27 protein-coding genes are annotated in these 24,624 nt (G+C 69.5%); 15 read left to right on the top strand and 12 right to left on the bottom strand.

What is annotated here, in order from left to right; genetic code table 11:
* Positions 1–7: 7 nt before the first annotated feature.
* From ahbB (BLQ03_RS06120) to BLQ03_RS06090, 7 genes are all read right to left on the bottom strand, one after another.
* Positions 8–493 carry a siroheme decarboxylase subunit beta gene (ahbB, locus tag BLQ03_RS06120; protein WP_090753913.1) on the bottom strand — a complete coding sequence of 162 codons (486 nt, stop codon included), beginning with the start codon at positions 491–493 and terminating at the stop codon, positions 8–10.
* Positions 490–972: an Lrp/AsnC family transcriptional regulator gene (locus BLQ03_RS06115; RefSeq protein ID WP_090753911.1), complete on the bottom strand. Its 483-nt coding sequence runs from the start codon at positions 970–972 to the stop codon at positions 490–492. Before BLQ03_RS06115 ends, ahbB (BLQ03_RS06120) begins: the two co-directional genes overlap by 4 nt.
* Positions 969–1,949, bottom strand: a complete 981-nt coding sequence (gene ahbB, locus BLQ03_RS06110) for a siroheme decarboxylase subunit beta (RefSeq protein WP_090753910.1) — start codon at positions 1,947–1,949, stop codon at positions 969–971. The genes BLQ03_RS06115 and ahbB (BLQ03_RS06110) overlap by 4 nt, the downstream gene beginning before the upstream one ends.
* Entirely contained in the window at positions 1,946–3,142 is a 1,197-nt protein-coding gene (locus BLQ03_RS06105; protein WP_090753908.1) for a cytochrome D1 domain-containing protein, read from the bottom strand. Before BLQ03_RS06105 ends, ahbB (BLQ03_RS06110) begins: the two co-directional genes overlap by 4 nt.
* Positions 3,139–3,459 (bottom strand): c-type cytochrome, encoded by a 321-nt coding sequence (locus tag BLQ03_RS06100; protein ID WP_090753906.1) that lies wholly within the window; start codon positions 3,457–3,459, stop codon positions 3,139–3,141. The genes BLQ03_RS06105 and BLQ03_RS06100 overlap by 4 nt, the downstream gene beginning before the upstream one ends.
* Entirely contained in the window at positions 3,452–4,237 is a 786-nt protein-coding gene (gene cobA / locus BLQ03_RS06095) for a uroporphyrinogen-III C-methyltransferase (RefSeq protein WP_090753904.1), read from the bottom strand. The genes BLQ03_RS06100 and cobA overlap by 8 nt, the downstream gene beginning before the upstream one ends.
* Before the next feature lie 79 nt (positions 4,238–4,316).
* A complete protein-coding gene (locus BLQ03_RS06090) occupies positions 4,317–6,356 on the bottom strand; it encodes a nitrite reductase (protein ID WP_281200993.1) in 2,040 nt (679 codons plus the stop codon).
* Positions 6,357–6,527: 171 nt separating this feature from the next.
* On the opposite strand from BLQ03_RS06090, the gene BLQ03_RS06085 reads away from it, so the two are divergent.
* The 9 genes from BLQ03_RS06085 to BLQ03_RS06045 all read left to right on the top strand — a co-directional run bounded on the left by BLQ03_RS06085 (position 6,528) and on the right by BLQ03_RS06045 (position 16,467).
* The gene (locus BLQ03_RS06085; protein WP_090754045.1) at positions 6,528–8,762 is read left to right on the top strand and encodes a NosR/NirI family protein; all 2,235 of its coding nucleotides are present in this window, start codon (positions 6,528–6,530) and stop codon (positions 8,760–8,762) included.
* Complete coding sequence (locus tag BLQ03_RS06080; RefSeq protein ID WP_245688695.1) at positions 8,759–9,964, top strand: NnrS family protein; 1,206 nt, start codon at positions 8,759–8,761, stop codon at positions 9,962–9,964. The genes BLQ03_RS06085 and BLQ03_RS06080 overlap by 4 nt, the downstream gene beginning before the upstream one ends.
* On the top strand, positions 9,961–10,842 hold the full coding sequence (locus BLQ03_RS06075; RefSeq protein ID WP_245688694.1) for an FAD:protein FMN transferase: 882 nt from the start codon (positions 9,961–9,963) through the stop codon (positions 10,840–10,842). Before BLQ03_RS06080 ends, BLQ03_RS06075 begins: the two co-directional genes overlap by 4 nt.
* Before the next feature lie 119 nt (positions 10,843–10,961).
* Positions 10,962–11,414: a c-type cytochrome gene (locus BLQ03_RS06070; RefSeq protein WP_090753900.1), complete on the top strand. Its 453-nt coding sequence runs from the start codon at positions 10,962–10,964 to the stop codon at positions 11,412–11,414.
* Positions 11,415–11,430: 16 nt separating this feature from the next.
* A complete protein-coding gene (locus BLQ03_RS06065; protein WP_090753899.1) occupies positions 11,431–12,825 on the top strand; it encodes a cbb3-type cytochrome c oxidase subunit I in 1,395 nt (464 codons plus the stop codon).
* Between the two features lie 4 nt (positions 12,826–12,829).
* Positions 12,830–13,636, top strand: coding sequence for a CbbQ/NirQ/NorQ/GpvN family protein (locus BLQ03_RS06060; RefSeq protein ID WP_090753897.1), 807 nt, complete (start codon positions 12,830–12,832; stop codon positions 13,634–13,636).
* A 64-nt stretch (positions 13,637–13,700) separates the two neighbouring features.
* Complete coding sequence (locus BLQ03_RS06055) at positions 13,701–15,656, top strand: VWA domain-containing protein (protein WP_090754041.1); 1,956 nt, start codon at positions 13,701–13,703, stop codon at positions 15,654–15,656.
* Positions 15,653–16,201, top strand: a complete 549-nt coding sequence (locus tag BLQ03_RS06050; protein WP_090753896.1) for a cytochrome c oxidase subunit 3 — start codon at positions 15,653–15,655, stop codon at positions 16,199–16,201. The genes BLQ03_RS06055 and BLQ03_RS06050 overlap by 4 nt, the downstream gene beginning before the upstream one ends.
* Positions 16,198–16,467 carry a cytochrome C oxidase subunit IV family protein gene (locus BLQ03_RS06045; protein ID WP_090753894.1) on the top strand — a complete coding sequence of 90 codons (270 nt, stop codon included), beginning with the start codon at positions 16,198–16,200 and terminating at the stop codon, positions 16,465–16,467. The genes BLQ03_RS06050 and BLQ03_RS06045 overlap by 4 nt, the downstream gene beginning before the upstream one ends.
* A 4-nt stretch (positions 16,468–16,471) precedes the next feature.
* Here BLQ03_RS06045 and BLQ03_RS06040 read toward each other — a convergent pair whose 3' ends face one another.
* Both BLQ03_RS06040 and BLQ03_RS06035 read right to left on the bottom strand, forming a co-directional pair.
* A complete protein-coding gene (locus BLQ03_RS06040; RefSeq protein WP_090753892.1) occupies positions 16,472–17,170 on the bottom strand; it encodes a Crp/Fnr family transcriptional regulator in 699 nt (232 codons plus the stop codon).
* A 94-nt stretch (positions 17,171–17,264) separates the two neighbouring features.
* On the bottom strand, positions 17,265–17,966 hold the full coding sequence (locus BLQ03_RS06035; protein WP_090753891.1) for a glutathione S-transferase C-terminal domain-containing protein: 702 nt from the start codon (positions 17,964–17,966) through the stop codon (positions 17,265–17,267).
* A gap of 87 nt (positions 17,967–18,053) precedes the next feature.
* Here BLQ03_RS06035 and mscL point away from each other — a divergent pair, with 87 nt between their 5' ends.
* The 3 genes from mscL to BLQ03_RS06020 all read left to right on the top strand — a co-directional run bounded on the left by mscL (position 18,054) and on the right by BLQ03_RS06020 (position 20,319).
* Positions 18,054–18,485 (top strand): large conductance mechanosensitive channel protein MscL, encoded by a 432-nt coding sequence (gene mscL / locus BLQ03_RS06030; protein WP_090753889.1) that lies wholly within the window; start codon positions 18,054–18,056, stop codon positions 18,483–18,485.
* Between the two features lie 70 nt (positions 18,486–18,555).
* Positions 18,556–19,020 carry an Lrp/AsnC family transcriptional regulator gene (locus BLQ03_RS06025; RefSeq protein WP_090753887.1) on the top strand — a complete coding sequence of 155 codons (465 nt, stop codon included), beginning with the start codon at positions 18,556–18,558 and terminating at the stop codon, positions 19,018–19,020.
* 159 nt (positions 19,021–19,179) lie between these two features.
* Positions 19,180–20,319 (top strand): HPP family protein, encoded by a 1,140-nt coding sequence (locus BLQ03_RS06020; RefSeq protein WP_090753885.1) that lies wholly within the window; start codon positions 19,180–19,182, stop codon positions 20,317–20,319.
* 81 nt (positions 20,320–20,400) lie between these two features.
* Here the strand turns inward: BLQ03_RS06020 and BLQ03_RS06015 are convergent, their stop codons facing one another.
* A complete protein-coding gene (locus BLQ03_RS06015; RefSeq protein ID WP_217629663.1) occupies positions 20,401–20,730 on the bottom strand; it encodes an OsmC family protein in 330 nt (109 codons plus the stop codon).
* Between the two features lie 112 nt (positions 20,731–20,842).
* On the bottom strand, positions 20,843–21,049 hold the full coding sequence (rpsU, locus tag BLQ03_RS06010; protein WP_011748553.1) for a 30S ribosomal protein S21: 207 nt from the start codon (positions 21,047–21,049) through the stop codon (positions 20,843–20,845).
* Positions 21,050–21,150: 101 nt separating this feature from the next.
* Between rpsU and BLQ03_RS06005 the strand changes: the two genes are divergently transcribed.
* A complete protein-coding gene (locus tag BLQ03_RS06005) occupies positions 21,151–21,807 on the top strand; it encodes a COQ9 family protein (RefSeq protein ID WP_090753884.1) in 657 nt (218 codons plus the stop codon).
* Positions 21,807–22,796 carry an NAD(P)H-quinone oxidoreductase gene (locus BLQ03_RS06000; protein ID WP_090753882.1) on the top strand — a complete coding sequence of 330 codons (990 nt, stop codon included), beginning with the start codon at positions 21,807–21,809 and terminating at the stop codon, positions 22,794–22,796. Before BLQ03_RS06005 ends, BLQ03_RS06000 begins: the two co-directional genes overlap by 1 nt.
* Positions 22,797–23,097: 301 nt before the next feature.
* Here BLQ03_RS06000 and BLQ03_RS05995 read toward each other — a convergent pair whose 3' ends face one another.
* Positions 23,098–23,724 carry a ribonuclease T2 family protein gene (locus BLQ03_RS05995; RefSeq protein ID WP_090753881.1) on the bottom strand — a complete coding sequence of 209 codons (627 nt, stop codon included), beginning with the start codon at positions 23,722–23,724 and terminating at the stop codon, positions 23,098–23,100.
* A gap of 156 nt (positions 23,725–23,880) precedes the next feature.
* Between BLQ03_RS05995 and BLQ03_RS05990 the strand changes: the two genes are divergently transcribed.
* Entirely contained in the window at positions 23,881–24,615 is a 735-nt protein-coding gene (locus BLQ03_RS05990) for a DUF1013 domain-containing protein (protein ID WP_090753879.1), read from the top strand.
* Positions 24,616–24,624 lie beyond the last annotated feature (9 nt).

Genomic DNA, 24,624 nt, shown 5'->3' with positions numbered 1-24,624 from the left:
GCCCCTTTCATTCATCGCGCAGGCGCAGCCCGGTCTTCTTCAGGATGCGGGTCGAATAGAGGATGTCGTGGCCCCGGCAGGCCGGCCCCAGGATCGAGGCGACCTCGGCGCGCTTCCCTTCGACTTCCTCGCGGCTTTCGCCATGCAGCATGGCGAACAGGTTGTAGGGCCAGTCGGGCAGGGCGCGGGGGCGCTGGTAGCAATGGGTCACGTAGGGCAAAGCCCCGATCCGGGCGCCCAGTTCCGAGATGCGGTCGTCGGCCACGTCCCAGACGCTCATCCCGTTGGCGGTCATGCCCAAGGCATAATGGTTCGGGGCAACCGCGATGCGCCGGATGACGCCGCGATCCTGCATCGCCGTCATGCGGGCGATCACTTCGGCCTCTGTCAGCCCGACGGCCGCTGCCACGGCGGCATAGGGCGCGGCCACCAGCGGCAGCCCCGCTTGCGTGGCCCGGATGATGCTGCGGTCGCTGGCGTCGAGAACGGTCATGCCTGCACCCGGAAGCCGATGAAATATTCCTCCAGCTTGGGAAACAGCATCACTTTCAGCCCCGTCTCACCCTCGATCGCCTCTGCCGTCCGCTCGATTCCCTCGGGCGAGTCAGTCGCCAGAACGAACCACATGTTCAGTGCATGTGTGCGTTCATAGTTATGCGCGACTTCCGGATGCGCATTGACCTTGGTCAGGACCTCGTCGAAGCGATCCGCAGGCACGGCCATCGCGCAAAGGCAGAAGGCCCCGCCCATGGCGGCCGCGTCGAAGAAGGGGCCGAAGCGGGTGATCGCGCCGAGGTCCCGCAGGCGGGCCAGGCGGGCGATCAGGTTTTCGCCGGTGATCCCCAGCGCGGCGCCCGCGTCGTCGTAGGGGCGAAGGGTCAGCGGAAAGCCGTCCTGCAGGGCGTTCAGGATGGCGCGGTCGGTCGGGTCCAGCGCCTCGGGCGGCAGGACGGTGCGGGTGGGTCGGGTCATGCGGCCTCGATCAATGCGCCGCGCTGCTTGAAGCAGCGGGTCGAGAACAGGATCTTGTGCGGGATTTCCGCCAGTTCCGGCAGGGCACGGGCGCGGTCCAGCACCTCCATCGCCTCGGGACGCGAGCGCGCGTGGATCATGCAGAAGAGCGGCCAGTCCCAGACGCCCGGCACGAGCCGCCGCTGGTAGCACAGCGTCACGCCCGGCACCTGCGCCAGCGCCCGGCCGGCGGCTTCGATGGCCTGTTCGGGCAACTGCCAGACCACCATCGCATTCGCCGCCCAGCCCAGCGCCCGATGGCGCACGATGACGCCCACGCGGGTCAGGATGCGGGCCTCGGCCAGCGCGTGCACACGGGCGATGACCTCGGCTTCCTCGCGGCCCAGCCGCGCCGCGAGGGCGGCGAAGGGGGCGGGCACGAGGTCCAGACCTTCGGACAGGGCCTGCATCAGCGGGCGGTCATCCTCGCGCAGCACCTTCATGTCGGGCGCGCGGTCCAGTCCCAGCGGCTGGCGGGGGCCGCGCAGGCGGAAGCCGAGGTCGATGTTGAAGGGTCGCACCAAGGGCAGCGACAGCACGGGCAGGCCCGAAGCTTCCTCGATGCGGGCCAGCGAGGCGGCAAGCTCGTCCTCGGATGGCGCGGTGGCGACGAACCACAGGTTCCAGCGGTCCTCGCGCAGGTAGGAATGGTTCACGCCCGGCTCGGCGCCGACGATGGCCGCGACCTCCTCGATGCGGTCCTCGGGGATTGCAAGAGCTGCCAGCGTCGAGGCCCCTGCCGTGTTCGGCCGACAGGTCGCGCCGACGCGGCTGATCCGGCCGCAGTCCTGCAACCTTTCCAGCCGATCCAGCACATCCGCCTCGGTCGTCCCCAGCGCCTCGGCCATGGCGGCGAAGGGGCGGGGCACCAGCGGCAGGTCGCGCTGGAACTCGTCCAGCAGGCGCGTGTCGAGGCAGTCGGGCGAAAGCTCTGTCATAGGCCGGTCCTGTGGGCGCGGGCGGTGAAGAAGATGCCGGACGGCGCCTGAGCCTCGATCTCGCCAATCTTCTCGTAGCTGCGGGCGTCGAGGATCACGACCTTGTTGTCATCTCGGGCCGACAGCCAGACCTCGCGCCCGCGTGGCGTGAATTCCATGTGCAGGATGCCCTTGCCGGGTTGCAGCGTCTGCTTGACCTCGTGGGTCAAGCCGTCGATCACCTGCACGGTGCCGTTGTCGGGGGTGGCGAAGTTCACCCACAACTCGCGCGCGTCGGGGCGGGCGGTGACGAAGACGGGCTGGCCCGCGACATCCGTGCGGCCGCTTTCCTCGCCGCTGGCCGCGTCCACCCAAAGCACTTGGTGCAGGCCCACAGCGGGCAGGGCATAGGTCGAGCCCGCCAGCGTCCAGCCCTGCAGATGCGGCATCTTGTAGACGGGCAGGTCGGGCTGGTTCTTGCCATAGTCGGGCAGGATGCGGCGCGGCTGGGGCGGGTCGGCCCACAGGTCGATGGTGGTCAGGCCCTTTTCCCCGAAGAGCCCCACGATATAGGTCCGCCCGTCCGCCGTCATCAGCGCGTCATACGGGTTCGCCCCCACGCCCTCGATCTTCGTGACCTGCGGATTGGCCGGATCGACCGAGTGGTCCAGCACCCAGACCTCGCCCGTGTCCCATGTGGCGACGACAAAGCGGGAGCCCGGCGCGTCCGCCAGACCGACGGTCTTCGACCCCATCGGGATGTCCGCGACCTGTTCCAGCGTGCCGGCGTCGAAGACCTTGACCCCGCCGGGCTCATAGTTCGACACGGCGACCAGTTTCCCGTCGTCCGAGATCGCCCCGCCGATGGCGTTGCCGCCCTGCACGATGCGGTTTTCCAGGGTGCAGGTCAGGATGTCCACCTTGGACAGCCCGCCATCGCGGCCGAAGACATAAGCGAAGCGCTCGTCGGGCGAGAAGGTCAGCGAGGCATGGGACAGGTCGCCCAGCCCCTCGACCCGGCAGAGCGCCGCGCGGTCGGACTGGTCCACGACCAGGACCGAGCCCGTCGCCCGCTCGATCACCACGCCCAGGTCGCCGGTGCCGCGCGGCCCTTCGGCAGGGCCGGGCAGGGCCGCCGGCACTGGTGCAGCCGTCTGCGCCAGCGCGGCGGCAGGGGCGATCAGGGCAAGCGCGGCAAGGCAGGCGCGGATCATTCGGTCTTCTCCGTCTTCAGGTAGTCGGCAATCCACAGCGCCTCGGCTTCCGAGATCAGGGGCCGCCACGGCGGCATCGCCGTTCCGGGCACGCCATCGAGAATGATCGCGGCGAGCCCCTCGGGGTCAAAGCCCGCCAAGTCGGCGGGGGTGATGGGCTTGCCCAAGCCTCCCTTCATCGTCAGGCCGTGGCAAGAGCCGCAGTCCTGGATCACCATGTGCTCCAGTTCGGCCTGTCGCTGGGGGGATATCTCGGCGGCAAGCGAGACCGAGGCGACGGCCATAAGGGCAGCCGCTATCAGGCCGGCGTCAGCCATGCCCGACCACGCGAAGATGCGCGGCACGCAATTCGCGCGGCAGGGGCAGGGCGGCGGTGTCGTAGAGGCCCGCCGTGCGGCCGATCATGAAGAGGACCGGCGCCTCCATGGGCGCACGGGCGAGGTCGGCGCCGATCTGGGTGAGGTTCGACAGCATCCGCGCCTCGCGCGGAGTGGTGGCATGGGCCACGGCCAGCACCGGAAGGTCCACGGGCATCCCCGCGGCGATCAGCCGGGCGGCGATCTCGGCCATGTTCGCGGCGCCCATGTAGACGACCAGCGTGGTGTCGGGGTCGGCGAGGCTCTGCCAGTCGAGGTCCAGCACCTCGTCGCGGGCCCGGTGGCCGGTGACGTAGCGGACGCCCGTGGCAAGCCCCCGGTGGGTCAGCGGCACGCCGGTCGAGGCGGCGGCCCCCTGCGCGGCGGTGATGCCGGGGACATAGGAATAGGAAATGCCGGCGGCGGCGAGTTCCTCGGCCTCTTCCGAGCCGCGGCCGAAGATCAGGGGATCGCCCCCCTTCAGGCGCAGGACGGTGTGGCCCTCGCGGGCGAGGCGCACCAGAAGCTCGTTGATCTGGTCCTGGGGGACGGAATGGAAGCCCGCGGACTTGCCGACGGAAATGCGGCGGGCGGCGGCGGGGATCAGCGCCATGATCTCGGGGCTGACCAGCCGGTCGTGGACCACGATCTCGGCCGATTGCAGCAGGCGCAGCGCGCGGACCGTCAGCAGTTCGGGATCTCCCGGTCCTGCGCCGATAAGATAGACCTTGCCCGCCATGTGCCTGTTCCCTTGCGGCTTTCTGCTGGGGATGGAGAGGCGCGCAGTCTGCCCGCGCGCCCCTTTTGCGTTCCGACGATCAGTAGACGTCGTTCTGGGTGTTGTAGACGTTGAACTTGCCGGTCGGCGTGACAAGGCGCTCGTCCTTGATGACGTGCTTCAGTTCCAGCGTCTTGTCGTCGATCACGACGATGGCCGACTGCTGGTCCTTGCCGTTCCAGACCGAGAACCAGATCTCGGTCCCGTCCTTGTTGAACTCGCCCTGCACCACGCGCGGCTGGCCTTCGGTGATCTCGGCCATTTCCGCGATGTTCAGCGTGATCGGCTCGGGGTCCGAGCCGTCGCCCTTCATCTGCGTGGTGTCGAAGACCGCGACCGAGCCGGACACCGCCGCGTCGGGGTTCAGCGTGGCGTCGACATACAGGTACTTCGAGTTCGGATGCGTCTTCACGAAGAGCGAGCCGCCCCCCAGTGCCGGGAAGCTGTCCACGATCTTCCAGGCGTTGTCCGCGTGGCCTTCGGGGTCGGTGCCGATCAGCGCCACCGATTCGTCGCCCAGGTGCGAGGTCGCCCAGACCGGCCCGTAGGTCGGGTGGGTGAAGTTCGCGCCCCGGCCCGGGTGCGGGGTCTCGCCCCCGGTTTCCGTGATCGCGGCCAGCTTGCCTTCCTTGGTGTCGATGACCACCAGCTTGCCGCGCGCGTTCGCCGCCGTGATGAAGTAGCGCTTGGTCGAATCCAGGCCGCCGTCATGCAGGAAGCGCTCGGCCTCGATCTCGGTGACCTTGAGGTTCTTCAGGTCGGTGTAGTCCACCAGCTGGATCTTGCCGGTTTCCTTGATGTTGACCAGGAACTCGGGCCGGTAGTGCGAGGACAGGATCGCCGCCACCCGGGGCTCGGGGTGGTAGGTCTGCTCGTCATAGATGTTGCCGCGCGTGGACACGATCTTCAGCGGTTCCAGCGTGGCGCCGTCCATGATGACGTACTGGGGCGGCCAGTAACCGCCGGCGATGGCGTACTTGTCCTCCCAGCCCTCCATCTTCGAGGTCTCGACGGAACGGGCTTCCATGCCGATCTTGATGGTGGCGACGACCGAGGGGTCCTCCATCCACAGGTCGATCATGTCCACCTTGGCGTCGCGGCCGATCACCAGCAGGTAGCGGCCCGAGGCCGACAGGCGGCTGATGTGGACGGCGTAGCCGGTGTCGATGACCTTGCGGATCTCGTAGGACGAGCCGTCGATCAGCGCGATCTGGCCCGCGTCGCGCAGGGTGACCGAGAACAGGTTCTCGATGTCCCAGTCGTTCTGCTTCTCGGTCGGGCGCTGTTCCGGCGGCACGATGACCTGCCAGCTGTTGCGCATCTCGGGCATGCCCCATTCCGGCGGCGCGGCCGGGTCGAGCAGCAGGTAGTTCGCCATCAGCGTCACCTGCTCGGGCGTCAGTTCGCCCGAGGTACCCCAGTTGGGCATCCCGGCCGGCGAGCCGTATTCGATGAAGCTGTGGAGGTAGTCGAAGCCCAGTTCGCGCGTCAGGTCGGGCGTCAGCGGCTTGCCGGTGGCGCCGTTGCGCAGCACGCCGTGGCAGCCCGCGCAACGCTCGAAGTAGATGGTGTTGGCCTCGTCGAACTGCGCCTGGGTCAGCGCCGGGATGCCTTCGGGGGCGCCGGGGGCCGGGATCGATTCCTGCGACAGCGTGGTCAGGGCCGGCTCGTACTGGTCCTGCGGCTTCGAGGTGTGGTCCTGCACCTCGGATTCCACCGCCTTGTGTTCTTCGCTGGGCAGCTGCGCGCCTTCCGAGCGCGGCAGTTCCTCGACCGTGGTCTCGGGGCCGGCGACCGGTCCTTCGACGGTGTTCAGCTCGGCCGCGGCTTCCGTCCCGGCCGCATCGCGGGCGGATTGGGTTCCGGCGGCGGCGTCGGTCGGCGCCTGCGCGTCGGCCGGGGCGGTCTCGGTCGTGGCCGTGGTGGGGGCCGCGCTGTCATTCGCCGGGGTGGTCGCTTCGGCGGGTGCGGCGGGGGCAGGCGCGGCGGTCTGGGCCGCCGCGATGCCCGCGCCGAGCACCATGGCCAGAGCCGCAGACGCCAGAAGCGATGTCCTGGCCGTATGCGCTGGGAACTTCATGAAGATTCTCCATTCTGCTGGTGAGGCGAGGATGAGGTTAGCGCCCTCGGATCACAAGTCTTTGACTTCGGTTAAGGCACGCGCTGAAGTTCCGGGCGAGTGTTGTGCTCTGCCTGCAGTTGCGGCGTCTGGTCGCGCCCGCAGAATTGCTGGGTCCATCCGGGAATGTTCATGAACCTGCCCGCGCCCCTTTGCCGCCTTGCCCATGTCGCCGCGATCCTGTCGCTGGCGGCCCTGTCCCTGGTGCCGGTCCCGGCGGCGGCTCAAGCGCCGGCCGCCGGTTCTTCGGCGCCCGCCGAGGCGATCGCGCCCGCAGCCCCCGACGCGGGTCTTGCGGCGGCGCTGTTCCAGTTGCCCCCGGAGCGCCAGTCCACCGTCGCGCGACAGGAGGCGCCCGTTCCCGGCTGGCGGGTCGAGGCCGACGGCGAGCCCCTGGGCCTGATCGGCTCGACCTGGGAACTGGCGAACTCGACCGGCTATTCGGGACGGCCGCTGGACGTGCTGGTGGCGGTCGCGCCGGACGGGCGCGTGGCAGGGGCGCGGCTGATGCGCCATGCCGAGCCGGTGCTGACGCTGGGCATCTCGGACGCCGACATCGCGGCCTATGTGGACGGGTTCCGCGGCTATGACACGAACCAGTCCGGCGAAGGCGCCGAGGGCCTGCCGGACGTGATTTCCCGCGCCACCGTCTCGACCGGGGTGATCCGCGACGGCATCCTGCGGACCGCGCGCATCTTGGGCACGGCGCAGGGCGAGGGCGGGGTGATCGACCGCGTGGCCTATGCGCCCGCCGACTGGGCGGCGCTGGAATCCATGGGTGCCCTGTCCCATGCCCGCGCCAGCATGGCGGATGCCGCGCAGGCCTTTGCCGGGGCGCGGCAGGTGCCGACCCATTCGGACAAGCCGTTCCTGGAATTCTGGACCGGCATCATCGACACCCCCACGGCGGGCCGCAACCTGCTGGGCCAGCAGCCCTTCAACGCCGTCGCGGGCGCGCGCGCCTCGGGCGAGGCGCTGCTGGCGATCTTCTCGCGCGGGGCCACGGGCCATCGTGGCACCGGCTGGAAGCGCGCCGGGACCTTCGAGCGGATCGCCGTGACCCAGGGCGAGGTCACCCTGACCCCCACCGCCGAGGGCTACACCCAGGTCAACCGCATCGCCGCCGAGGGCGCGCCGTCCTTCACGGAACGCAGCGTGTTCCGCATCGACGCCGACCCCGAACGCGGCGGCATCGACCTGACGCAGCCCTTCACCGTGACCGTCACCACCACCCGCCCTGCTGCGGACGGCGGCACCCTGTCCCTGCCGCTGTCCGCGCAGGTTTCCGTGCCTGAGGCCTTCCGCCTGGCCCCGCCCGTGCCCGAGATCCCGCTGTGGCAGCAGTTCTGGCAGGCCAAGAAGCCGCAGATCGCCGTGGTCGGCGCGATGCTGGGGGTGCTGGGGCTGATCCTTTTCGGGCAGGAATGGCTGGTGCGCCGCGCGGGCCTGTGGCGGCAGGTGCGGCTTGTCTACCTGTTCGTCACGCTGGTCGTGCTGGGCTGGGGGTTGAACGCGCAGCTGTCCATCGTGCAGGTGGTGGCCTTTCTGCACGCGCTTCTGTCGGGCTTCCGCTGGGAAACCTTCCTGGTGGCGCCGCTGATCTTCGTGCTGTGGTCGGCCGTGGCGCTGGGGATGCTGTTCTGGGGCCGGGGGGTTTTCTGCGGCTGGCTCTGCCCCTTCGGCGCGCTGCAGGAACTGACCAACGCCGCCGCCCAGCGCCTGGGCGTCCGCCAGATCGCCGTGCCGCAGGCCCTGCACGAACGGCTGTGGGTCATCAAGTACACGCTGTTCGTGGCGATCGTGGCGCTGTCCTTCTATTCCATGGAGCGGTCGCTGGTCCTGGCCGAGGCCGAGCCCTTCAAGACCGCGATCTCGATGTATTTCCTGCGGCCCTGGCCCTTCGTGCTCTACGCGCTGGCCCTGCTGGGCGCGGGGCTCTTCATCGAGCGCTTCTTCTGTCGCTACGTCTGCCCCCTGGGCGCGGGGCTGGCGATCCCGGCCAAGCTGAAGGTCTTCGACTGGCTCAAGCGCCGTCCCCAATGCGGGCGCGAGTGCCGCCTGTGCGAAACGAAATGCCCTATGGGCGCAATTGACCCGCTGGGGCGCATCAACCCCAATGAATGCGTCCTGTGCCTGCGCTGCCAGACGATCATGGACGACGAGAACACCTGTCCCGTCCTCAAGCGCCGCGCGCGCGGCGCGGGCGGCGGCGGCTTCAGGGCGCCGCCCATTCCGACCGCCCCCGCGACCGGCCCCGTGCCGCCGCCGCTCGAACCCACCCAGGTGCCCGCAGGCGCCCATGCCGGCGCCGCGGCGCCGGGCTCCGACCAACCGCCGGCCTTCCGGTCCCAGCAGGTGACGTCATGACCATGACCGCTTCCTCCGCCCCCACCCCGTCCTTGCCCATCCTCTTCCGCGACGGCTGGCGCGTCTTCTTCATGGCCGCCGGGCTTTACGCGGTCGCCGCCATCGCCGTCTGGCTGCTGTGGACCACCGGCGCGGCCGAGTTGCCCTTTGCCCCCGGCCCGATCGCCTGGCACGCGCATGAGATGGTCTTCGGATTCGCCAGCGCGGCGCTGGGCGGCTTCTTCCTGACCGCCGTGCCGAACTGGACCGGCGCGCCCGCGCCTTCGGACCGTTTCGTGGCGCTGGTCGCGGGGCTGTGGCTCGCGGGGCGTGTCGCGGTCTGGTTCGCGGGCGCGCTGCCCGCCGGGGTGGTGGCACTGCTGGACCTCGCCTTCGTGCCGGTGCTGGGCGCGCGGATGGTGGCAATGCTAATGATCAAGCCCAAGCCCCAGAACCTGATGTTCATCGCCCTGCTGACGCTGTTCTGGACCTCGAACCTCCTGGTCCACCTCGACTGGATCGGTTGGAGCGCGACCGAGGCGCAGGGGATGCGCGGCGGGCTGCTGACGGTTTCGGCCATGATCGCGGTGCTGGGCGGGCGCGTCACCCCCGCCTTCACCCGCAACGCGCTGCTGCGCGGGAACCCCGCCGCCCCGGTCCCGGTGTCGCGCAAGCCGCTCGAGATCGCGGGTGTGGCCCTGCCGATCCTGACTGCGCTTCTGGCGCTGGCGGGCGCGCCCGATCCGCTGACCGGCGCTGTCGCCGCGGCGGCGGGAATCGCGGCCGGGCTGAGGCTGGCGGGCTGGCGCGGGCTGTCCACCCTGGGCGATCCCATCGTCTGGGCGCTGCACGCGGGCTATGCGATGCTGGTGCTGGGGCTGCTGGCCTGGGGGCTGGCGCTGCTGGGCCTAAGCTCCGAGATCGGCGCGCTGCACATTCTGGGCGTCGGCGCGATCGGCGGCATGACGCTGGCGGTGATGAGCCGCGCCAGCATCGGCCATTCGGGCCGCCCCCTGCGCGCGCCTGCGACTGTGGCGCTGGCCTACGGGCTGATCCCGCTGGCGGCCCTGCTGCGCTGGGCGGCTTCGGCCTGGCCGGGCTCGTTCCACGCGGCGGGCACGCTGGGCGCGGGGGCGCTGTGGATTCTGGCCTTCGTGCTGTATCTTCTGGCGCTGTGGCCCATCTGGACCACGCCGCGCCCGGTCAAGGGGAACGCCTCATGATCCTGCCGCGCCGCCGTTTCCTTGCCCTGTCGGCCTGCGCGCTGGCCTTGTCCGCTGCTGCTGCGCCCACCCGCCACCACTGGCAGGGCGTGGCGATGGGTGCCGATGTCGCGCTGACGGTCGAGGGCGGCACCCCCGCCGCCGCCCGCGCCTTCTTTTCCGAGGCCGAGCGCGCGCTGCAGTCGGTCGAGCGGCAGTTCTCGCTGTTCGGCGGGTCTGAGCTGATGCGGCTGAACGCGCTGGGCCGGCTGCCTCATCCGTCCGCCGACATGCTGGCGCTGCTGGACCTGGCCGGGCGTGTGCATGCCGCAACCGGGGGCGCCTTCGATCCGACCGTGCAGCCGCTGTGGCAGGCGCGCCGCCTGGGGCATGACGAATCGCCTGCGCGCTCGCTGGTCGGATGGGACGAAGTCCGCGCCGATGTGGCCGAGATCCGGCTGGCGCGTCCCGGAATGGCGCTGACGCTGAACGGGATCGCCCAGGGCTTCGCCGCCGACCGGCTGGCCGAGGTGGCAACCCGTCATCGCCTGGGAGACCTGCTGATCGACGCGGGCGAGGTCCGGGCGCTGGGCGCCTCGGGCTGGCAGGCCCGAATCGAGACGCCCGACGGGGGTCTGGTGCGCGAGCTGACGCTGCAGGGCAGGGCGCTGGCGACCTCGGCGCCCTTCGGAACGCGGATCGGTCTCGCCGGGGACCGGGCGCATATCCTGGGGCCGCAGGGCCAGCCGCCGCGCTGGGCGCTGGTTTCGGTCAGCGCCGAGAATGCCGCCCTGGCCGATGCGCTGTCCACCGCCGCCGTGCTGATGGAACGTCCCGCGATCGATGCCGCGCTGCAGTCATTCCCCGAGGCCCGGCTCGAGGCGCTGGTGTCGCTCTGACAGCGCAGGAAAATCCGGAAAAACACGGCCTGGTCACGCCTCGTTGACTTTGGGCAAGGCTTGGGCCCACGCTGCCGTTATCCGTATGATTGTGTAAACTGCTCGAAGGGACCGCCGCCATGAGCGACGTCATGACCAAGAGCATGGCCCGCAACGTCTTCTATGGCGGGTCATTGTTCTTCATCGCGATATTCGGCGCGATGTCCGTCCACAGCCACCTTTACGCCGTCAACGTCTCGACGGACCAAGCCGCCCTGACCGAGAGCGTCGTCGCCGGCAAGCTGGTGTGGGAAAACAAGGCCTGCATCAACTGCCACACGCTGCTGGGCGAGGGCGCCTATTTCGCGCCCGAACTGGGCAACGTGATGAAGCGCTGGGGGGTCCAGGACGATCCCGATGCGGCGGTGGAAACGCTGAAGGCCTGGATGGATGCCATGCCGACGGGGATCGAGGGACGGCGGCAGATGCCGCAGTTCAACCTGACGGACGAGGAATACCGCGCGCTTTCCGACTTCCTGCTGTTCGTGGGGTCGGTGAACACCCAGCAATGGCCGCCGAACGACGCGGGCTGAGGCGAGAGGGACAATCATGAGATACGCAACACAGAAGATCGCCTTCGCCTATTTCGGCGTGGCCATGGCGCTGTTCGCGCTGCAGGTCACCTTCGGCCTGCTCATGGGCTATGTCTATGTCCAGCCGAACTTCCTGGCCGAGATCCTGCCCTTCAACATCATCCGGATGCTGCACACCAACGCCCTTGTCGTGTGGCTGCTGCTGGGCTTCTTCGGCTCGGCCTATTTCCTGCTTCCCGAGGAAGCCGAGCGCGAGATCCATTCGCCGGCCATCGCATGGCTGCAGCTGATCATCATGGTGGTCGGCACGCTTGGCGCGGTGCTGACCTACATCTTCAACTGGTTCAATGGAAGCTACTTCCTGGGCACCCAGGGGCGCGAGTTCCTGGAACAGCCCACCTGGGTCAAGGTGGGCATCACCGTGGCCGCGCTGCTGTTCCTGTACAACGTCACCATGACGGTGCTGAAGGGGCGCAAGACCGCGATCTCGAACGTGCTGCTGCTGGGCCTCTGGGGTCTGGCACTGCTGTGGCTCTTCGCCTTCTACAACCCCCACAACATCGTGCTGGACAAGCAGTACTGGTGGTACGTCATCCACCTGTGGGTGGAAGGCGTCTGGGAACTGATCATGGCCTCGATCCTGGCCTTCCTGATGCTGAAGCTGACGGGCGTTGACCGGGAAGTGGTCGAGAAGTGGCTTTACGTCATCGTCGCCACCGCGCTCTTCTCGGGCATCCTGGGGACCGGGCACCATTACTACTGGATCGGCCTGCCGGCCTACTGGCAGTGGGTGGGGTCGATCTTCTCGTCCTTCGAGATCGTGCCCTTCTTCGCCATGATGTCCTTTGCCTTCATCATGGTCTGGAAGGGCCGCCGCGACCACCCGAACAAGGCCGCGCTGCTGTGGTCGCTCGGGTGCTCGGTCCTGGCCTTCTTCGGCGCGGGCGTCTGGGGCTTCCTGCACACGCTGCACGGGGTGAACTACTACACCCACGGCACGCAGATCACCGCGGCGCACGGGCACCTGGCCTTCTACGGCGCCTATGTCTGCTTGGTGCTGGCGATCATCACCTATGCCGCGCCCATCCTGCGCAACCGCGATCCCTATAACCAGGTGCTGAACATGGCCTCCTTCTGGCTGATGTCGGGCGGGATGCTGTTCATGACCTTCACGCTGACCTTCGCGGGCACCGTGCAGACGCACCTGCAGCGGGTGAACGGCGAGGCCTACATGGACGTGCAGGACCAGCTGGGCATCTTCTACTGGATGCGCTTCGGGTCGGGCATCGCCGTGGTGCTGGGGGCGCTGCTCTTCATCTACTCGATCGTCGTCGTGCGGCGCGAGATCGTCGAGCCCGGGCCCGCGCAGGTCCATCGCGACCACCTGGCCCATCGCACCCCGGCGGAGTGAGGACATGAACGCTCATGCGGAAACGAGGGAGGGGGCGGACGCCCCCTTCTACCTGCCCCAGCGCGACGAGGTCGCGGTCTTCGAGGCGGCGGCCAGGAACGACCTGCCGGTGCTGCTGAAAGGCCCGACCGGCTGCGGCAAGACCCGCTTCGTCACCCACATGGCCGCGCGGCTGGGCCGGCCGCTTTACACGGTCGCCTGCCATGACGACCTGTCGGCATCCGACCTGATCGGGCGCTACCTGCTGAAGGGCGGCGAGACGGTCTGGGTGGACGGCCCCCTGACCCGCGCGGTCCGCGAGGGGGCGATCTGCTACCTCGACGAGGTGGTCGAGGCGCGCAAGGACGTGACGGTGGTGCTGCACCCGCTGACCGACGACCGCCGCATCCTGCCCATCGACCGCACGGGCGAGGAACTGGAGGCCGCGCCGGGCTTCATGCTGGTCGCCTCCTACAACCCCGGCTACCAGAACATCCTCAAGACGCTGAAGCCCTCCACCCGCCAGCGCTTCGTCGCGATGGAGTTCGACTTCCCGCCCGCGGCGCAGGAAACCGCCATCGTGGTGCAGGAAAGCGGCCTGGACGAACGCCGCGCCGCGATGCTGGTGCGGCTGGCGGGCAAGCTGCGGGCGCTGAAGGGGCAGGACCTGGAAGAAGGCGTCTCGACCCGGCTCGTCGTCTATGCGGCGACGCTGGTGGCAGGCGGCATGGACCTGAACCGGGCGATCTCGGTTGCGATGATCGAGCCGCTGACCGACGACGCCGACATCAAGCGCGGGCTCGCCGACCTCGTGGTGGCGGTGCTGGGCTGACACCTGAGGACCGGGGCTCTGCCCCGGACCCCGGGATATTTGACCGAAGAAGAAAGGCATGATCATGGCCGCGCGTGTGGACTGGCGCGAGATCGAGCCGTGGGAGCCCGAGGAAAGCATCGGCAAGCTCTGGCACGGGCTTGCCAGCGGCTTTGACTCGCTGCCTGTGCACGAGGACGCCCGGGTGAACCTGTCCGAGGTCTCGGGCCGCCTTGCGGTGCTGTTCCGGGGCCTTGGCGGCGATCATTCGATCGAGATGCGGCCCGCGGCGGATCGCGTGAGCCGCCACCGGCTGAGCTGGCGGCGGCGCCTGGGGACCGAGGCCGAGGCGCTGCCCACGCCCGAGTTCGACGGCGGCATCCTGCGCCTGCCCGCGACACTGGCCCTTCTGCCGACACCCGAGGCGAACGGCGCGCTGTACCTGTGGCTGGCCGCCTATGCCGCGCATCTGGTGGCGCCGGAGGAGACCGGGGACGACCCGATGCGCCGCGATCTGGCGCGGCTGACCGCGGCGCGGGCGACCATCGATCGGGTGGCCAAGGCCGCGCCGGGGCTGATGGGGCTTTACGACGAGTTGCGCGGGCTGATCCTCGCCGGACGACCACTTTCGACCCTGCCGCCCGAGGAGGCGGCAGTCGAGGCGGTCGCGCGGCATCTGCTGGGCGATGATGCCCCCTTGTCGCCCCGCGCGGCCGAGATGCTGGAAGCGCTGGAGGGAGACCTGACGGGTTTCACCGCGCCCCGGCGTTATCAGCCGCTGCGGCCCGTACCCCTGTGGGTGGTGTCCGAGGCGGGCGCCGCTTCCTCGCCCGACCGGGTCGAGACGCGCGAGGCCGAGGGCGAGGTCGTGGAAACCGGCGAGCATCAGGAGCGCACCCTCCGCGCCCGACGCAAGCAGGCCGACGCGGCCGAGCGCAAGGACAGCCTGATCATCAACAAGTTCGAGGCGATCCTGAGTTGGGCCGAGTTCCTGAACCTCAACCGCCGCGTGGACGACGATGACGAAGACAGCGCCCGCAAGGCGCTGGACGACCAGGAGGAGCTGAGCCTCGGCCAGGTCAGCAAGGCCCCGGCCACGCGGCTGAAGGTCCACCTGGACCTGTCGCCCGAGGACGTGGACCGCGAGGCGCTGTCGGGCGCCTTCACCTATCCCGAATGGGACGCGAGGACCGGCCGCTACCTGCCCGCCCATGCCCGCGTGCTGGACAGCTATCCCGAGGCGGATCCTGCGGCCTCGCATTCCTTCGACGACGCCGCCCGCCGCCGCATCCGCGCCGTGCGCCGCCAGTTCGAGGCGATGCGCCCCGGCCGCGTCATCACCACCGGCCACCGCGACGGGGACGAACTGGATCTGGACGCGACCGTCCGGTCGCGCGTGGGGCTGAAGGTCGCGGGCGAAGGGTCGGACCGCGTCTGGAAGCAGTCGCGCCCGCAGAACCGCGATCTCGCCGTGTCGATCCTGCTGGACATCTCGCGGTCCACCGAAAGCGCCGTGACAGGGCGTGCCGTGATCGACATCGAGCGCGAGGCGCTGGCCGCGCTAACCTGGGGGCTGGATGCAACCGGCGACCAGGTGGGGGTGCAGGCCTTCTGCTCACTCAAGCGCGACCGGGTGTTCGTAACGACCTGCAAGCGCTTCGACGAGCCCATGTCGGCTGCGGTGGAATCCCGCATCGCGGCGCTGCGGCCCGCCTTCTACACGCGGCTCGGCGCAGGCATCCGCCATGCCAGCGCCACGCTGGCCGAACAGGGGCGTCGGCGGCGGCTGCTGCTGGTCATCACCGACGGCAAGCCCAACGACCTCGACCATTACGAGGGCCGCCACGGCATCGAGGACAGCGCCATGGCCGTGCGCGAGGCGCGCCGCGCGGGCCATTCGGTCTTCGGCATCACCGTGGACCGCGACGGCAAGTCCTGGTTCCCGCGCATCTTCGGGCAGGGCGGGCACGCGCTGATCCCGCACCCCGACAGGCTGACCGAGGCGCTGCCGCAGATCTATCGCCAGCTTGTCGGCGCATGACTGAGGCTGTCCACCCCCGCACCGGCCTGCCGGGCGAGCTGATCATGTGGGTGCTGATCGTCAGCGAGCTTGCCGTCTTCGGCGCGGCGCTGCTGATCTTCCTGGTGCTGCGGCTGGGGGATCCGCAGGGTTTCGCCGCCGCACAGGACCAGCTGCACCGGCTGTCGGCGGGGGTGAACACGATGGTCCTCGTGACCTCGGGCCTGGCCGCGGCGCTGGCGGTGCGCGCAGCCGAAGCGGGCCAGCGGGCAGCCGCGCGGCGCTGGCTGGCGGCGGCCATCCTGCTGGGGGGCGTATTCCTCGCGCTCAAGGGCGTCGAATATGCCGATGCCGCCCGGCGCGGGATCGGGCTGGAAACCCATGTCTTCTTCACCTTCTACTGGCTTTTGACCCTGTTCCATGCGGCCCATGTGCTGGCAGGCATGATCCTGCTGGGCATCGTCGCCATCCGCGCCGGGGCCGAGGCCGTCGAGGCGGCGGGCCAGTTCTGGCATATGGTGGACCTTGTCTGGGTCCTGCTGTTCCCCGTGATCTATCTGCTGTGACGACGCGCGATCCCCTGATCCGGGCTTGGCTTGCCCTTGTCGCGCTGTCGGCTGTTGCAACCGCCGTGTCGCTGCTGCGCCCCGCCTCGCCCCCCTGGGCCGCAACGGCGGCAGGAGCGGTGATCCTGGTGCTCGCCTGGCTCAAGGCGCGGGTGATCCTGGACCGCTACCTGGGGCTGGCCGGGGTGCCGGGCGCGCGGCGTGGCTTCGGAGCGGGGCTCGGGGCCTTCGCGCTGGCGGCGCTGGTGCTTTATGCGCTGGGCTGAGGCCTCAGCGCAGCCAGGCCTTGGCGGGGTCCTCCGCCACCAGCTCGCGCAGGCGGTCGACGTCCTCGATGTGGGCCATCGCGGCCTCGATCCGCACGCCGTGGTCGCGCAGACGGGCAAAGGCGCGCGACAGCGTTTCCGGCTTGATGCCCAGGCGCCCCGCGATCAGCGCCTTGTTGTAGGGCAGGGCGACCGACACCTCGCCCTCGCGCCCCGCCGACAGGTCCAAGAGGAACTCGGCCACCCGCTGCACGCCCGAGCGCGCCTTGAGCCCCTCGATCTGGCCCACGAGATGCTGGAGATGGACGAAGACCGCCGCCAGCATCGAGGTCGCCATGGCCGGGTCCGATTGCAGCAGGTGGCGCAGCCGCGCCGCGTCCAGCCGCAGAAGCCGCGCGGGCGTGATCGCCTCGGCCGAGACCGGATAGGGCAGGCCCCGCAGCGCCACCGCCTCGCCGAAGCTGCGGCCGCGCGTCATGACGCTGACCACCGCCTCGGTCCCGCTGGAAGCCACGCGGTACAGCTTGACCCAGCCGTCCAGCACGATGAACAGGGCGTCGGCGGGTTCGTCCTGCAGGAAGATCGTCTGGCCTGTTTCCACGGACTGCACCTGCGCCCCCTCCATCACGCGGACGCGCTGGGGTTCCGGCAGGGCGGCCAGTAGGGCGGACTGCCGTGCGGTGTCGAGGTCGGCAGGCGTCATGATCTCTCCGGCAGGGAAGGGACGGGGCGGCAGGGGACGACAATACCGGCGCGCATCCGGCGCGGCAACTGCGGGGCGCGCCTTGTCCGCCGCGTCAGGCCACGCCCACGGTCAGGCCGCGCTGGACGGCGGGCCGGGCCAGGAAGCGGTCCATCCAGGCGGCGACATTGGTGAAGCCCGAAAGCCGCACAAGGTCCTGCGCCTCGTAGTTGACGGTCAGCGTCCGCACCCAGGGCGCGGTCGCGATGTCGGCGACCGAGTAATCCCCGGTGATCCACTCGCGCCCCTGAAGCTGGCGGTCCAGAACGCCCAGCAGCCGCCGCGCCTCGTTCACGTAGCGGTCGCGCGGGCGCTTGTCCTCGATTTCCGAGCCGCGATAGCGATGGAAGAAGCCCAACTGCCCGAACATCGGACCGACGCCGCCCATCTGGAACATCAGCCACTGGATCGTCCGGTAGCGCGCGGCGCCCTCGCCCGGCAGGAAGCGGCCGGTCTTGTCGCCCAGATAGATCAGGATCGCGCCGGATTCCCACAGGCCCATCGGCCCGCCGTCCGGCCCCTGCGGGTCGATCATCGCGGGGATCTTGTTGTTGGGGTTCAGGGACAGGAACTCGGGCGTCATCTGGTCCTCGGGGTCGCCGATGCTGATGCGGTGGGCGTCATAGTCGAGCCCGCATTCTTCCAGCATGATCGAGGCCTTGAACCCGTTGGGCGTGTTCAGCGTGTAAAGCTGGATCGCGTCCGGACGCCGGGGTGCCCAGCGGCTCGTGACGGGAAAGCCACTCAGGTCGAACATTCGGCTGATCCTCCGTTAGACATTTGTTTGTAAACGGCCCGCGTGGCAGTCTGGATCCAGCGATATCCGACCGGGGAAGGACAGGTCATGATCAAGGAGTTTCGCGATTTCATCGCCAAGGGCAATGTCATGGACATGGCCGTCGGCATCATCATCGGGGCGGCCTTCACGGCCATCGTGGCCTCGATGGTGGACGATCTTCTGCAGCCGGTGCTGGGCCTGCTGACCGGGGGCACGGACTTCACCAACTACTTTCTTGCGATGGACGGCGGTGACTATCCCACGCTGCGCGCCGCGCGCGACGCAGGCGCCCCGGTCTTCGCCTACGGCAGCTTCATCACGGCGGTGATCAACTTCCTCATCATCGCCTTCGTGGTCTTCCTGCTGGTCAAGGGCGTGAACCGGATCAAGGACGCGGCCATGCGCAAGCAGGTGGCGGAAGCTTCCGCCGCCGGCCCCTCGACCGAGGCGCTGCTGGCCGAGATCCGGGACCTGCTGGCCGCCCGGCCTCAGCACTGACGCGTTTTGCCTCTGGCGAGTGCCGACGGCGCGGCTAGGCTGCAGGCGACGACGCCGCAGCGAGCCGCCGATGAGCCCTGATCTCGACCCGACCGACCGCCGCATCCTGTCGGTCCTGCAGAAGGAAGGGCGCATCTCGAACGCCGACCTCGCGGCGCGGATCAACCTGTCGGCCAGCGCCTGCCACCGCCGTGTCCAGCGGCTGGAGGAGGCGGGCTTCATCGCGGCCTATGTAGCCCTTCTGGATCCCCGCCGTCTGGGCCGCACCACCACGGTCTTCGTCGAGATCACCCTGTCCGGCCAGGGCGACGCCACGCTGGATGCCTTCGAGAAGGCCGTCCGCGCCATTCCCGAGGTGCTGGAATGCCACCTGATGGCGGGCTCGGCCGACTACCTGCTGAAGGTCCTGGCCGCCGACACCGACGACTTCGCCCGCATCCATCGCCAGCACCTGGCCCGCCTGCCCGGCGTGGCGCAGATGCAATCCTCCTTTGCGCTGAGGGTGGTGCTGCAATCGACGGCCTTGCCGGTCTGAGCCGAAACCCTCGGGAAAATCCCTGCATCCGTGGCCCCGGAGGCTGCCCGGACCAGCCGGTCAGAGGCGCTTCCTGACGTCGCCTTGGACGCCGGACAGGCTTGCAACCTTCCCGCGGGGCGCATTACCCGGCTGCGTCACCTTCGGATAAGGCGCATCATGCCCCCTGCCGCCAGCCATTCCCGACTTCGCGCCCTCGGTCCCTCGGTCGCCGCCGTTCCCCTGCGCGAGGCGCTGCGGGCGGGGCTTGGCGCCGCGCTGGGGCTTGCCGTGGCGGCGGGATGCGCGCTGGCCTTTTCGCCCGACCTGTGGCTGGGCATCTACCTGATCGCGCCCTTCGGGGCCTCCTCGGTTCTTCTGTTCGCGGCGCCGAACAGCCCGCTGGCACAGCCTTGGCCCGCCATCGTCGGCAATACCGTGGCGGCGCTGACGGCGATCCTCGTCTGCCGCTTCGTGGCGGACCCGCTGCTGTGCGTTCCGCTGTCGGTGGGGCTTGCCATCGTGGTCATGGCGCTGTGCCGGGCGACGCATCCTCCGGGCGGGGCGGTGGCCATGACCGTGGCGCTGGGGGCCGAGCGGATCGCGCCCCTGGGCCTGAGCTTCGCGCTGGTGCCCGTGGCGGCGGGCACGGCGCTGCTGGTGCTGATCGCCGCAGTTTACGCCCGTGCCACGGGCCGTCGCTATCCCTTCCGCCAGTTCCACGAGCCGAACCCCAACGGCACCACCGACCCCCCGGCCGTCGAGCGCCTGGGCCTGACCGAAGAAGAACTGTCGGACATCCTTGTGCGCTATCGCCAGTCGCTGAACCTGGGCGTCGAGGACCTGGCGCGCCTGATCGCCGCCGCCGAGATCCAGGCCGCGAGCCACCGCACCGACGTCCAGACCGCCGCCGACATCATGTCGCGCGACCTGGTCACGGTCGGTCCGCGCACGCCCCTGCGCGACGTGGCGGGGCTGTTTGCGCACCACGGCTTCACCTCGCTGCCGGTTGTGGGCGAAGGGGGGCGCTTTCTCGGCATCATCTTCCAGCTGCACCTGATCGCCAGCGACTGGGCGCTGCCAGGCAAGGGGCTGGGGAAGCTGCTGCCGCGCCGGGGGGCGGCGTCCTGCGCCGCCGACGTGATGCAGGCCGACCTGCCCACGGCCGCCCCGGAGACCCCCATCGCCGCGCTGCTACCCCCTCTGGCGACCCACCGCACCGACGCGGTGCCGATCCTTGAAGGCGACGGGATCGTGGGCATCGTCACGCAGACCGACCTGATCGCCGCGCTGGCGCGGCAAAGCCTGCAGGCAGGGTAGAGGCACGGATCACCCGCCTGTCACCGTCAGCGCAATCCCGCGCGGCAGCGAAATCCCGACGATCGAGCCTCGCCTGGCCTCCTAGACCAGTTCCGAGGCGTCCGAGCCGCCCTCCATCCCGCAGCGCACGCGCATCTTGGCCGAGGTTGCGACCAGGGGATCGCCCTCCATCTCAAGCGCCACCTCGCCCGAGAGGACGGCGATCGGGCGTCCCAGCCGGTGCGAGATGTAGCGCAGGTCGTTGCAGAAGCAGCCGATGGCGGGGGCGAGCAGCTGCGCGCCGTTGAACCCCAGTCCCATGCCGCCGGCCTTGCGTTCGGGGCGATCAGCCATGACCGTGTGGCCGCCGGCCCGGCCCAGAGCGGCCTCGGTCCCCGGGACAATCGCGAAACTGACGCTGACGCTCGGCATCGGCGCACCACCTGCTGCGCCGGGACCCTGGCACGTCCGGCCGGGTGCCCAAAGAAAAACCCCCGCGGCCATGGCCACGGGGGTTCCTTGAACCATCCGGTTCGCTTGCGCCTTACAGCGCGCCTTCGCGCTGGGCCTTTTTACGGGCCAGCTTGCGGGCGCGGCGGACGGCCTCGGCCTTTTCACGGGCCTTTTTCACCGACGGCTTCTCGAAATGCTGCTTCAGCTTCATTTCGCGGAAGACCCCTTCGCGCTGAAGTTTCTTCTTCAGGGCACGAAGCGCCTGTTCGACGTTGTTGTCGCGAACGCTTACCTGCATGTGGTTGTCACCACCTTCCTAGGTTAGAGTTGATTTGATTGCAGGACGCAGCCCCTTAGCGCGGCGCGTCCCGTTTGTCCACCCTGACGGAGGTTTTTCGGATGCAAGACGACCGCGACCGGCTGCTGGAGGCCGCGCTGACGCATGTGCCCTTCGAGGGGATGAACGACCGCGCCCTGATGGCGGGCGCCCGCGACCTGGGGATGTCCCCCGACCTGGCGCGCGTCCATTTCCCGCAAGGCGGCGCGAGCCTTGCCGCGGCCTACCACCGGCAGGGCGATGCGGCGCTGGCCCGCGCGCTTGCGGCAGGCTCGCGGACGGGGCGCATCCGCGACCGCATCGCCGACGCGATCTGGCAGCGGCTGGCCCTGGCGGACCCCGAGCTCGTGCGCGCGGGCGCGACCGTCATGGCGCTGCCCCAGAACGCGGCGCTGGGCGCCCGTCTGATCTGGGAAACGGCGGATACGATCTGGACCGGTCTCGGCGACAGCTCGGAGGACGTGAACTGGTGGACCAAGCGCGGGACGCTGGCGCCGGTCTTCAGCGCGGCGGTGCTCTACTGGCTGGGCGACAGCTCGCCGGGCCATGCCGATACCCGCGCCTTCATCGACCGCCGGATCGGGGACGTGATGCGCATCGAAAGGCTCAAGGCCAGCCTGCGCGACCTGCCGGGCGCGGCACCCCTGACGAAGCTGGCCACCGGCTGGATCCGCAAGCCCCGGCCAACCTCGGCCCCCGGACACCGGGGGCGCGCCTGATGTCGCTGCCCCACGAGATGAAGGTCGTCGAGATCACCCGTCCCGGCGAGGCCGATGTCCTGCAGCCCGCCCGCCGCCCGCTGCCCGCGCCCGGCGCCGGTCAGATCCTGATCCGCGTGGCCCATGCCGGGGTGAACCGCCCGGACGTGCTGCAGCGGCAGGGGAACTATGCCCCTCCGCCCGGCGCCTCGGACCTGCCGGGTCTGGAATGCGCGGGTCATGTGGCCGCCGTGGGCGCCGGCGTCACCCGCTGGCAGGTGGGCGACGCCGTCTGCGCGCTGCTGCCGGGCGGAGGCTATGCCGAATACGCGCTCACCTCCGCCGAGCACGCGCTGCCCGTGCCCGAGGGCCTCAGCCTCGCCGAGGCCGCCTGCCTGCCCGAGACCTGCTTCACGGTCTGGTCCAACATCGTCATGCACGGCGGGCTGCAGGCGGGCGAGCGGTTCCTGGTCCATGGCGGATCGTCGGGCATCGGCACCACGGCCATCCAGATTGCCCGCGCCTTGGGCGCGCGGGTCTGGGCGACGGCGGGCTCGGACGAGAAATGCGCGGCCTGCGCGCAACTGGGTGCCGCGGCGATCAACTACCGCGAGCAGGACTTCGTCGAGGCGCTGCGGACCGAGGGCGGCGCGGACCTGATCCTGGACATGGTGGGGGGCGACTATGTCTCGCGCAACATCCGGGCGATGGCCGACGATGGGCGGCTGGTCTTCATCGCCTTCCTGGGCGGGCCGAAGGTCACGCTGAACCTTGCCCCCGTGATGATGCGGCGGCTGACGATCACCGGCTCGACTCTCAGGCCGCAGTCCGATCTGGCGAAAGCCCGGATCGCCGAGGAGTTGCGCGCCCATGTCTGGCCGATGATCGCGGCCGGCAAGCTGCGCCCGGTCATGGACACCGAGTTCGCGCTGGAGGAGGCCGCAGCCGCCCATGCCCACATGGAAGCGGGCGATCACATCGGCAAGATCGTGCTGCGGGTGGGGGAGTAAGGCCGGCTCCCTTCCTTGCACCGTCTTTCCTGCGTCCCTGCCAGAGCCTCCGGCGGGGATATTTCAGGACAGAAGATTCCCCATGGGTTGCCATGCACACACCCCGGCCCGGCACCCGTCCGGCCGGGGTGTGGCATCTCCTGTCGCGGTCATCGGCGTCCCCGCCTGTACCGCAGGCACAGTCTTGCAGCGGAAATCCTAACAGGCGGTTAAGCAAGCATCTTCTGTCTGCAAATATCCTCCGGGGGTGAATGGGGCAGGGGCCCCATTCGCGGGGGTGGAAAACCCCCGCTTCGGCGCCTCAGCCCGGCGTCTCGATCAGCATCCGCGTGCGGCAGTCGCGCCGGATGTCGGCGGCGCAGGCGCGTGGCTGCAAGTCCCGGCTCAGGCAGATGCGGACCTCGTCCAGCCGTCCCTCGTCGCAGGTCACGGTGATGCCGTCGCGGGTCAGGCCGGGGTTCACGTCGATGAAGGCCTCTTCGACCATTGCGGCCTCAACCCGGACGTCGCGCGGAAGCAGGCGCAGCACGGGCGGGATCTCGACCGTTTCCGCCGCCTTCCGGGTCGCCTGGTAGTAGTCGGTCCCCGAAAGGCCCGAGCAGCGGCCGTGCTTCTTCCACTGGTACCAGGCGAGCCCCGCCGAGCCCATGATGTCCTCCATCCCCCGGCTTTCGGCGTGAGAGGGGTCGCGCTGGCGCGTCTCGCACCAGTCCGGCCAGCTGCGTTCGTGCTGCGGCCAGAGGCCGTGGACGACGAAGCCGACGCGCCGGCCGGGCTCGCATTGCGCGGCGTCCCGCCCCTGGCCTTCCGTCGCGCACCAGCTTGGCGACCAGCTGAGCGACAGGACGTAATAGTCGAACGCGCCCGGCGCGTCCTGTGCGGCAAGCGGCAGCGGCACGAGCAGGAGGAAAACGGCCAGTCGCTTCATGCGTCCGAACCTAGGGCCCGCGCGTTCCCCGAAAAAGGGGGTTCAAACGGCGGGGTCCGGGGCGTATATGGGACGGCAATTCCCCCGAAATTGTGGACTGGCCCCGCGGCCGACCCCGGTTTCCCGGCCGAGAAAGATATTGCGAAGGAGCAACCGATGAACAAGCCGCTGATGGCCAAGGCCACCGCCGTCTGGCTGGTCGACAACACCACGCTCAGCTTCAAGCAGATCGCGGATTTCTGCGGGATGCACGAGCTCGAGGTGCAGGGCATCGCCGACGGGGACGTGGCGGCGGGGGTCAAGGGCTTCGATCCCGTGGCCTCGAACCAGCTCGACCCCGTCGAGATCGAGAAGGGCCAGAAGGACCCGGCCTACAAGCTGAAGCTCAAGCACAACCCGGCCGCCGAAGGCGAGGAGCTGCGCCGCGGCCCGCGCTACACGCCCCTGTCGAAGCGGCAGGACCGTCCCGCCGCGATCCTGTGGCTGGTCAAGTTCCACCCGGAACTGGCCGATTCGCAGATCGCCAAGCTGGTCGGGACGACCAAGCCCACCATTGCCTCGATCCGCGACCGGACCCACTGGAACATCCAGAACATCACGCCCATCGACCCGGTGGCGCTGGGCCTTTGCCGCCAGTCGGAACTGGACGCCGCCGTCCAGAAGGCCGCGAAGTCGAAGACCGAGGTCATGTCGGACGACGAGCGCCGCAAGCTCGTGTCCACCGAGTCGAGCCTTGCGATGCCCGACGAGCCGCGCCTGCCGTCCTCGATCGCGGGCCTGGAAAACTTCTCGCTGACCCGCGAGGAGGAGAAGCCGCAGGCCGATCTCGACGCCGACAGCTTCTTCAACCTGCCCGACAGCGACGAGGAGGACGAAGCCGAGGACCGCTGAGCGCGGTCC

The organism is Paracoccus chinensis (assembly GCF_900102885.1).
GTDB classification, from domain to species: domain Bacteria; phylum Pseudomonadota; class Alphaproteobacteria; order Rhodobacterales; family Rhodobacteraceae; genus Paracoccus; species Paracoccus chinensis.
This window is presented reverse-complemented; position numbering and strand designations above follow the sequence as displayed.

Coding starts and splice junctions, on each gene's coding strand:
- BLQ03_RS06035 (WP_090753891.1), bottom strand. CDS start 17,966: ATGTTCGACCTGAGTGGCTTTCCCGTCACGAGCCGCTGGGCACCCCGG.
- BLQ03_RS06040 (WP_090753892.1), bottom strand. CDS start 17,170: ATGACGCCTGCCGACCTCGACACCGCACGGCAGTCCGCCCTACTGGCC.
- BLQ03_RS06060 (WP_090753897.1), top strand. CDS start 12,830: ATGAACGCTCATGCGGAAACGAGGGAGGGGGCGGACGCCCCCTTCTAC.
- BLQ03_RS06070 (WP_090753900.1), top strand. CDS start 10,962: ATGAGCGACGTCATGACCAAGAGCATGGCCCGCAACGTCTTCTATGGC.
- cobA (WP_090753904.1), bottom strand. CDS start 4,237: ATGGCGGGCAAGGTCTATCTTATCGGCGCAGGACCGGGAGATCCCGAA.
- ahbB (WP_090753913.1), bottom strand. CDS start 493: ATGACCGTTCTCGACGCCAGCGACCGCAGCATCATCCGGGCCACGCAA.
- BLQ03_RS06080 (WP_245688695.1), top strand. CDS start 8,759: ATGACCATGACCGCTTCCTCCGCCCCCACCCCGTCCTTGCCCATCCTC.
- BLQ03_RS06000 (WP_090753882.1), top strand. CDS start 21,807: ATGTCGCTGCCCCACGAGATGAAGGTCGTCGAGATCACCCGTCCCGGC.
- BLQ03_RS06065 (WP_090753899.1), top strand. CDS start 11,431: ATGAGATACGCAACACAGAAGATCGCCTTCGCCTATTTCGGCGTGGCC.
- BLQ03_RS06115 (WP_090753911.1), bottom strand. CDS start 972: ATGACCCGACCCACCCGCACCGTCCTGCCGCCCGAGGCGCTGGACCCG.
- BLQ03_RS06005 (WP_090753884.1), top strand. CDS start 21,151: ATGCAAGACGACCGCGACCGGCTGCTGGAGGCCGCGCTGACGCATGTG.
- BLQ03_RS06025 (WP_090753887.1), top strand. CDS start 18,556: ATGAGCCCTGATCTCGACCCGACCGACCGCCGCATCCTGTCGGTCCTG.
- BLQ03_RS06105 (WP_090753908.1), bottom strand. CDS start 3,142: ATGATCCGCGCCTGCCTTGCCGCGCTTGCCCTGATCGCCCCTGCCGCC.
- BLQ03_RS06075 (WP_245688694.1), top strand. CDS start 9,961: ATGATCCTGCCGCGCCGCCGTTTCCTTGCCCTGTCGGCCTGCGCGCTG.
- BLQ03_RS05990 (WP_090753879.1), top strand. CDS start 23,881: ATGAACAAGCCGCTGATGGCCAAGGCCACCGCCGTCTGGCTGGTCGAC.
- BLQ03_RS06055 (WP_090754041.1), top strand. CDS start 13,701: ATGGCCGCGCGTGTGGACTGGCGCGAGATCGAGCCGTGGGAGCCCGAG.
- mscL (WP_090753889.1), top strand. CDS start 18,054: ATGATCAAGGAGTTTCGCGATTTCATCGCCAAGGGCAATGTCATGGAC.
- ahbB (WP_090753910.1), bottom strand. CDS start 1,949: ATGACAGAGCTTTCGCCCGACTGCCTCGACACGCGCCTGCTGGACGAG.
- BLQ03_RS05995 (WP_090753881.1), bottom strand. CDS start 23,724: ATGAAGCGACTGGCCGTTTTCCTCCTGCTCGTGCCGCTGCCGCTTGCC.
- BLQ03_RS06100 (WP_090753906.1), bottom strand. CDS start 3,459: ATGGCTGACGCCGGCCTGATAGCGGCTGCCCTTATGGCCGTCGCCTCG.
- BLQ03_RS06020 (WP_090753885.1), top strand. CDS start 19,180: ATGCCCCCTGCCGCCAGCCATTCCCGACTTCGCGCCCTCGGTCCCTCG.
- BLQ03_RS06085 (WP_090754045.1), top strand. CDS start 6,528: ATGAACCTGCCCGCGCCCCTTTGCCGCCTTGCCCATGTCGCCGCGATC.
- BLQ03_RS06090 (WP_281200993.1), bottom strand. CDS start 6,356: ATGAAGTTCCCAGCGCATACGGCCAGGACATCGCTTCTGGCGTCTGCG.
- BLQ03_RS06050 (WP_090753896.1), top strand. CDS start 15,653: ATGACTGAGGCTGTCCACCCCCGCACCGGCCTGCCGGGCGAGCTGATC.
- BLQ03_RS06015 (WP_217629663.1), bottom strand. CDS start 20,730: ATGCCGAGCGTCAGCGTCAGTTTCGCGATTGTCCCGGGGACCGAGGCC.
- rpsU (WP_011748553.1), bottom strand. CDS start 21,049: ATGCAGGTAAGCGTTCGCGACAACAACGTCGAACAGGCGCTTCGTGCC.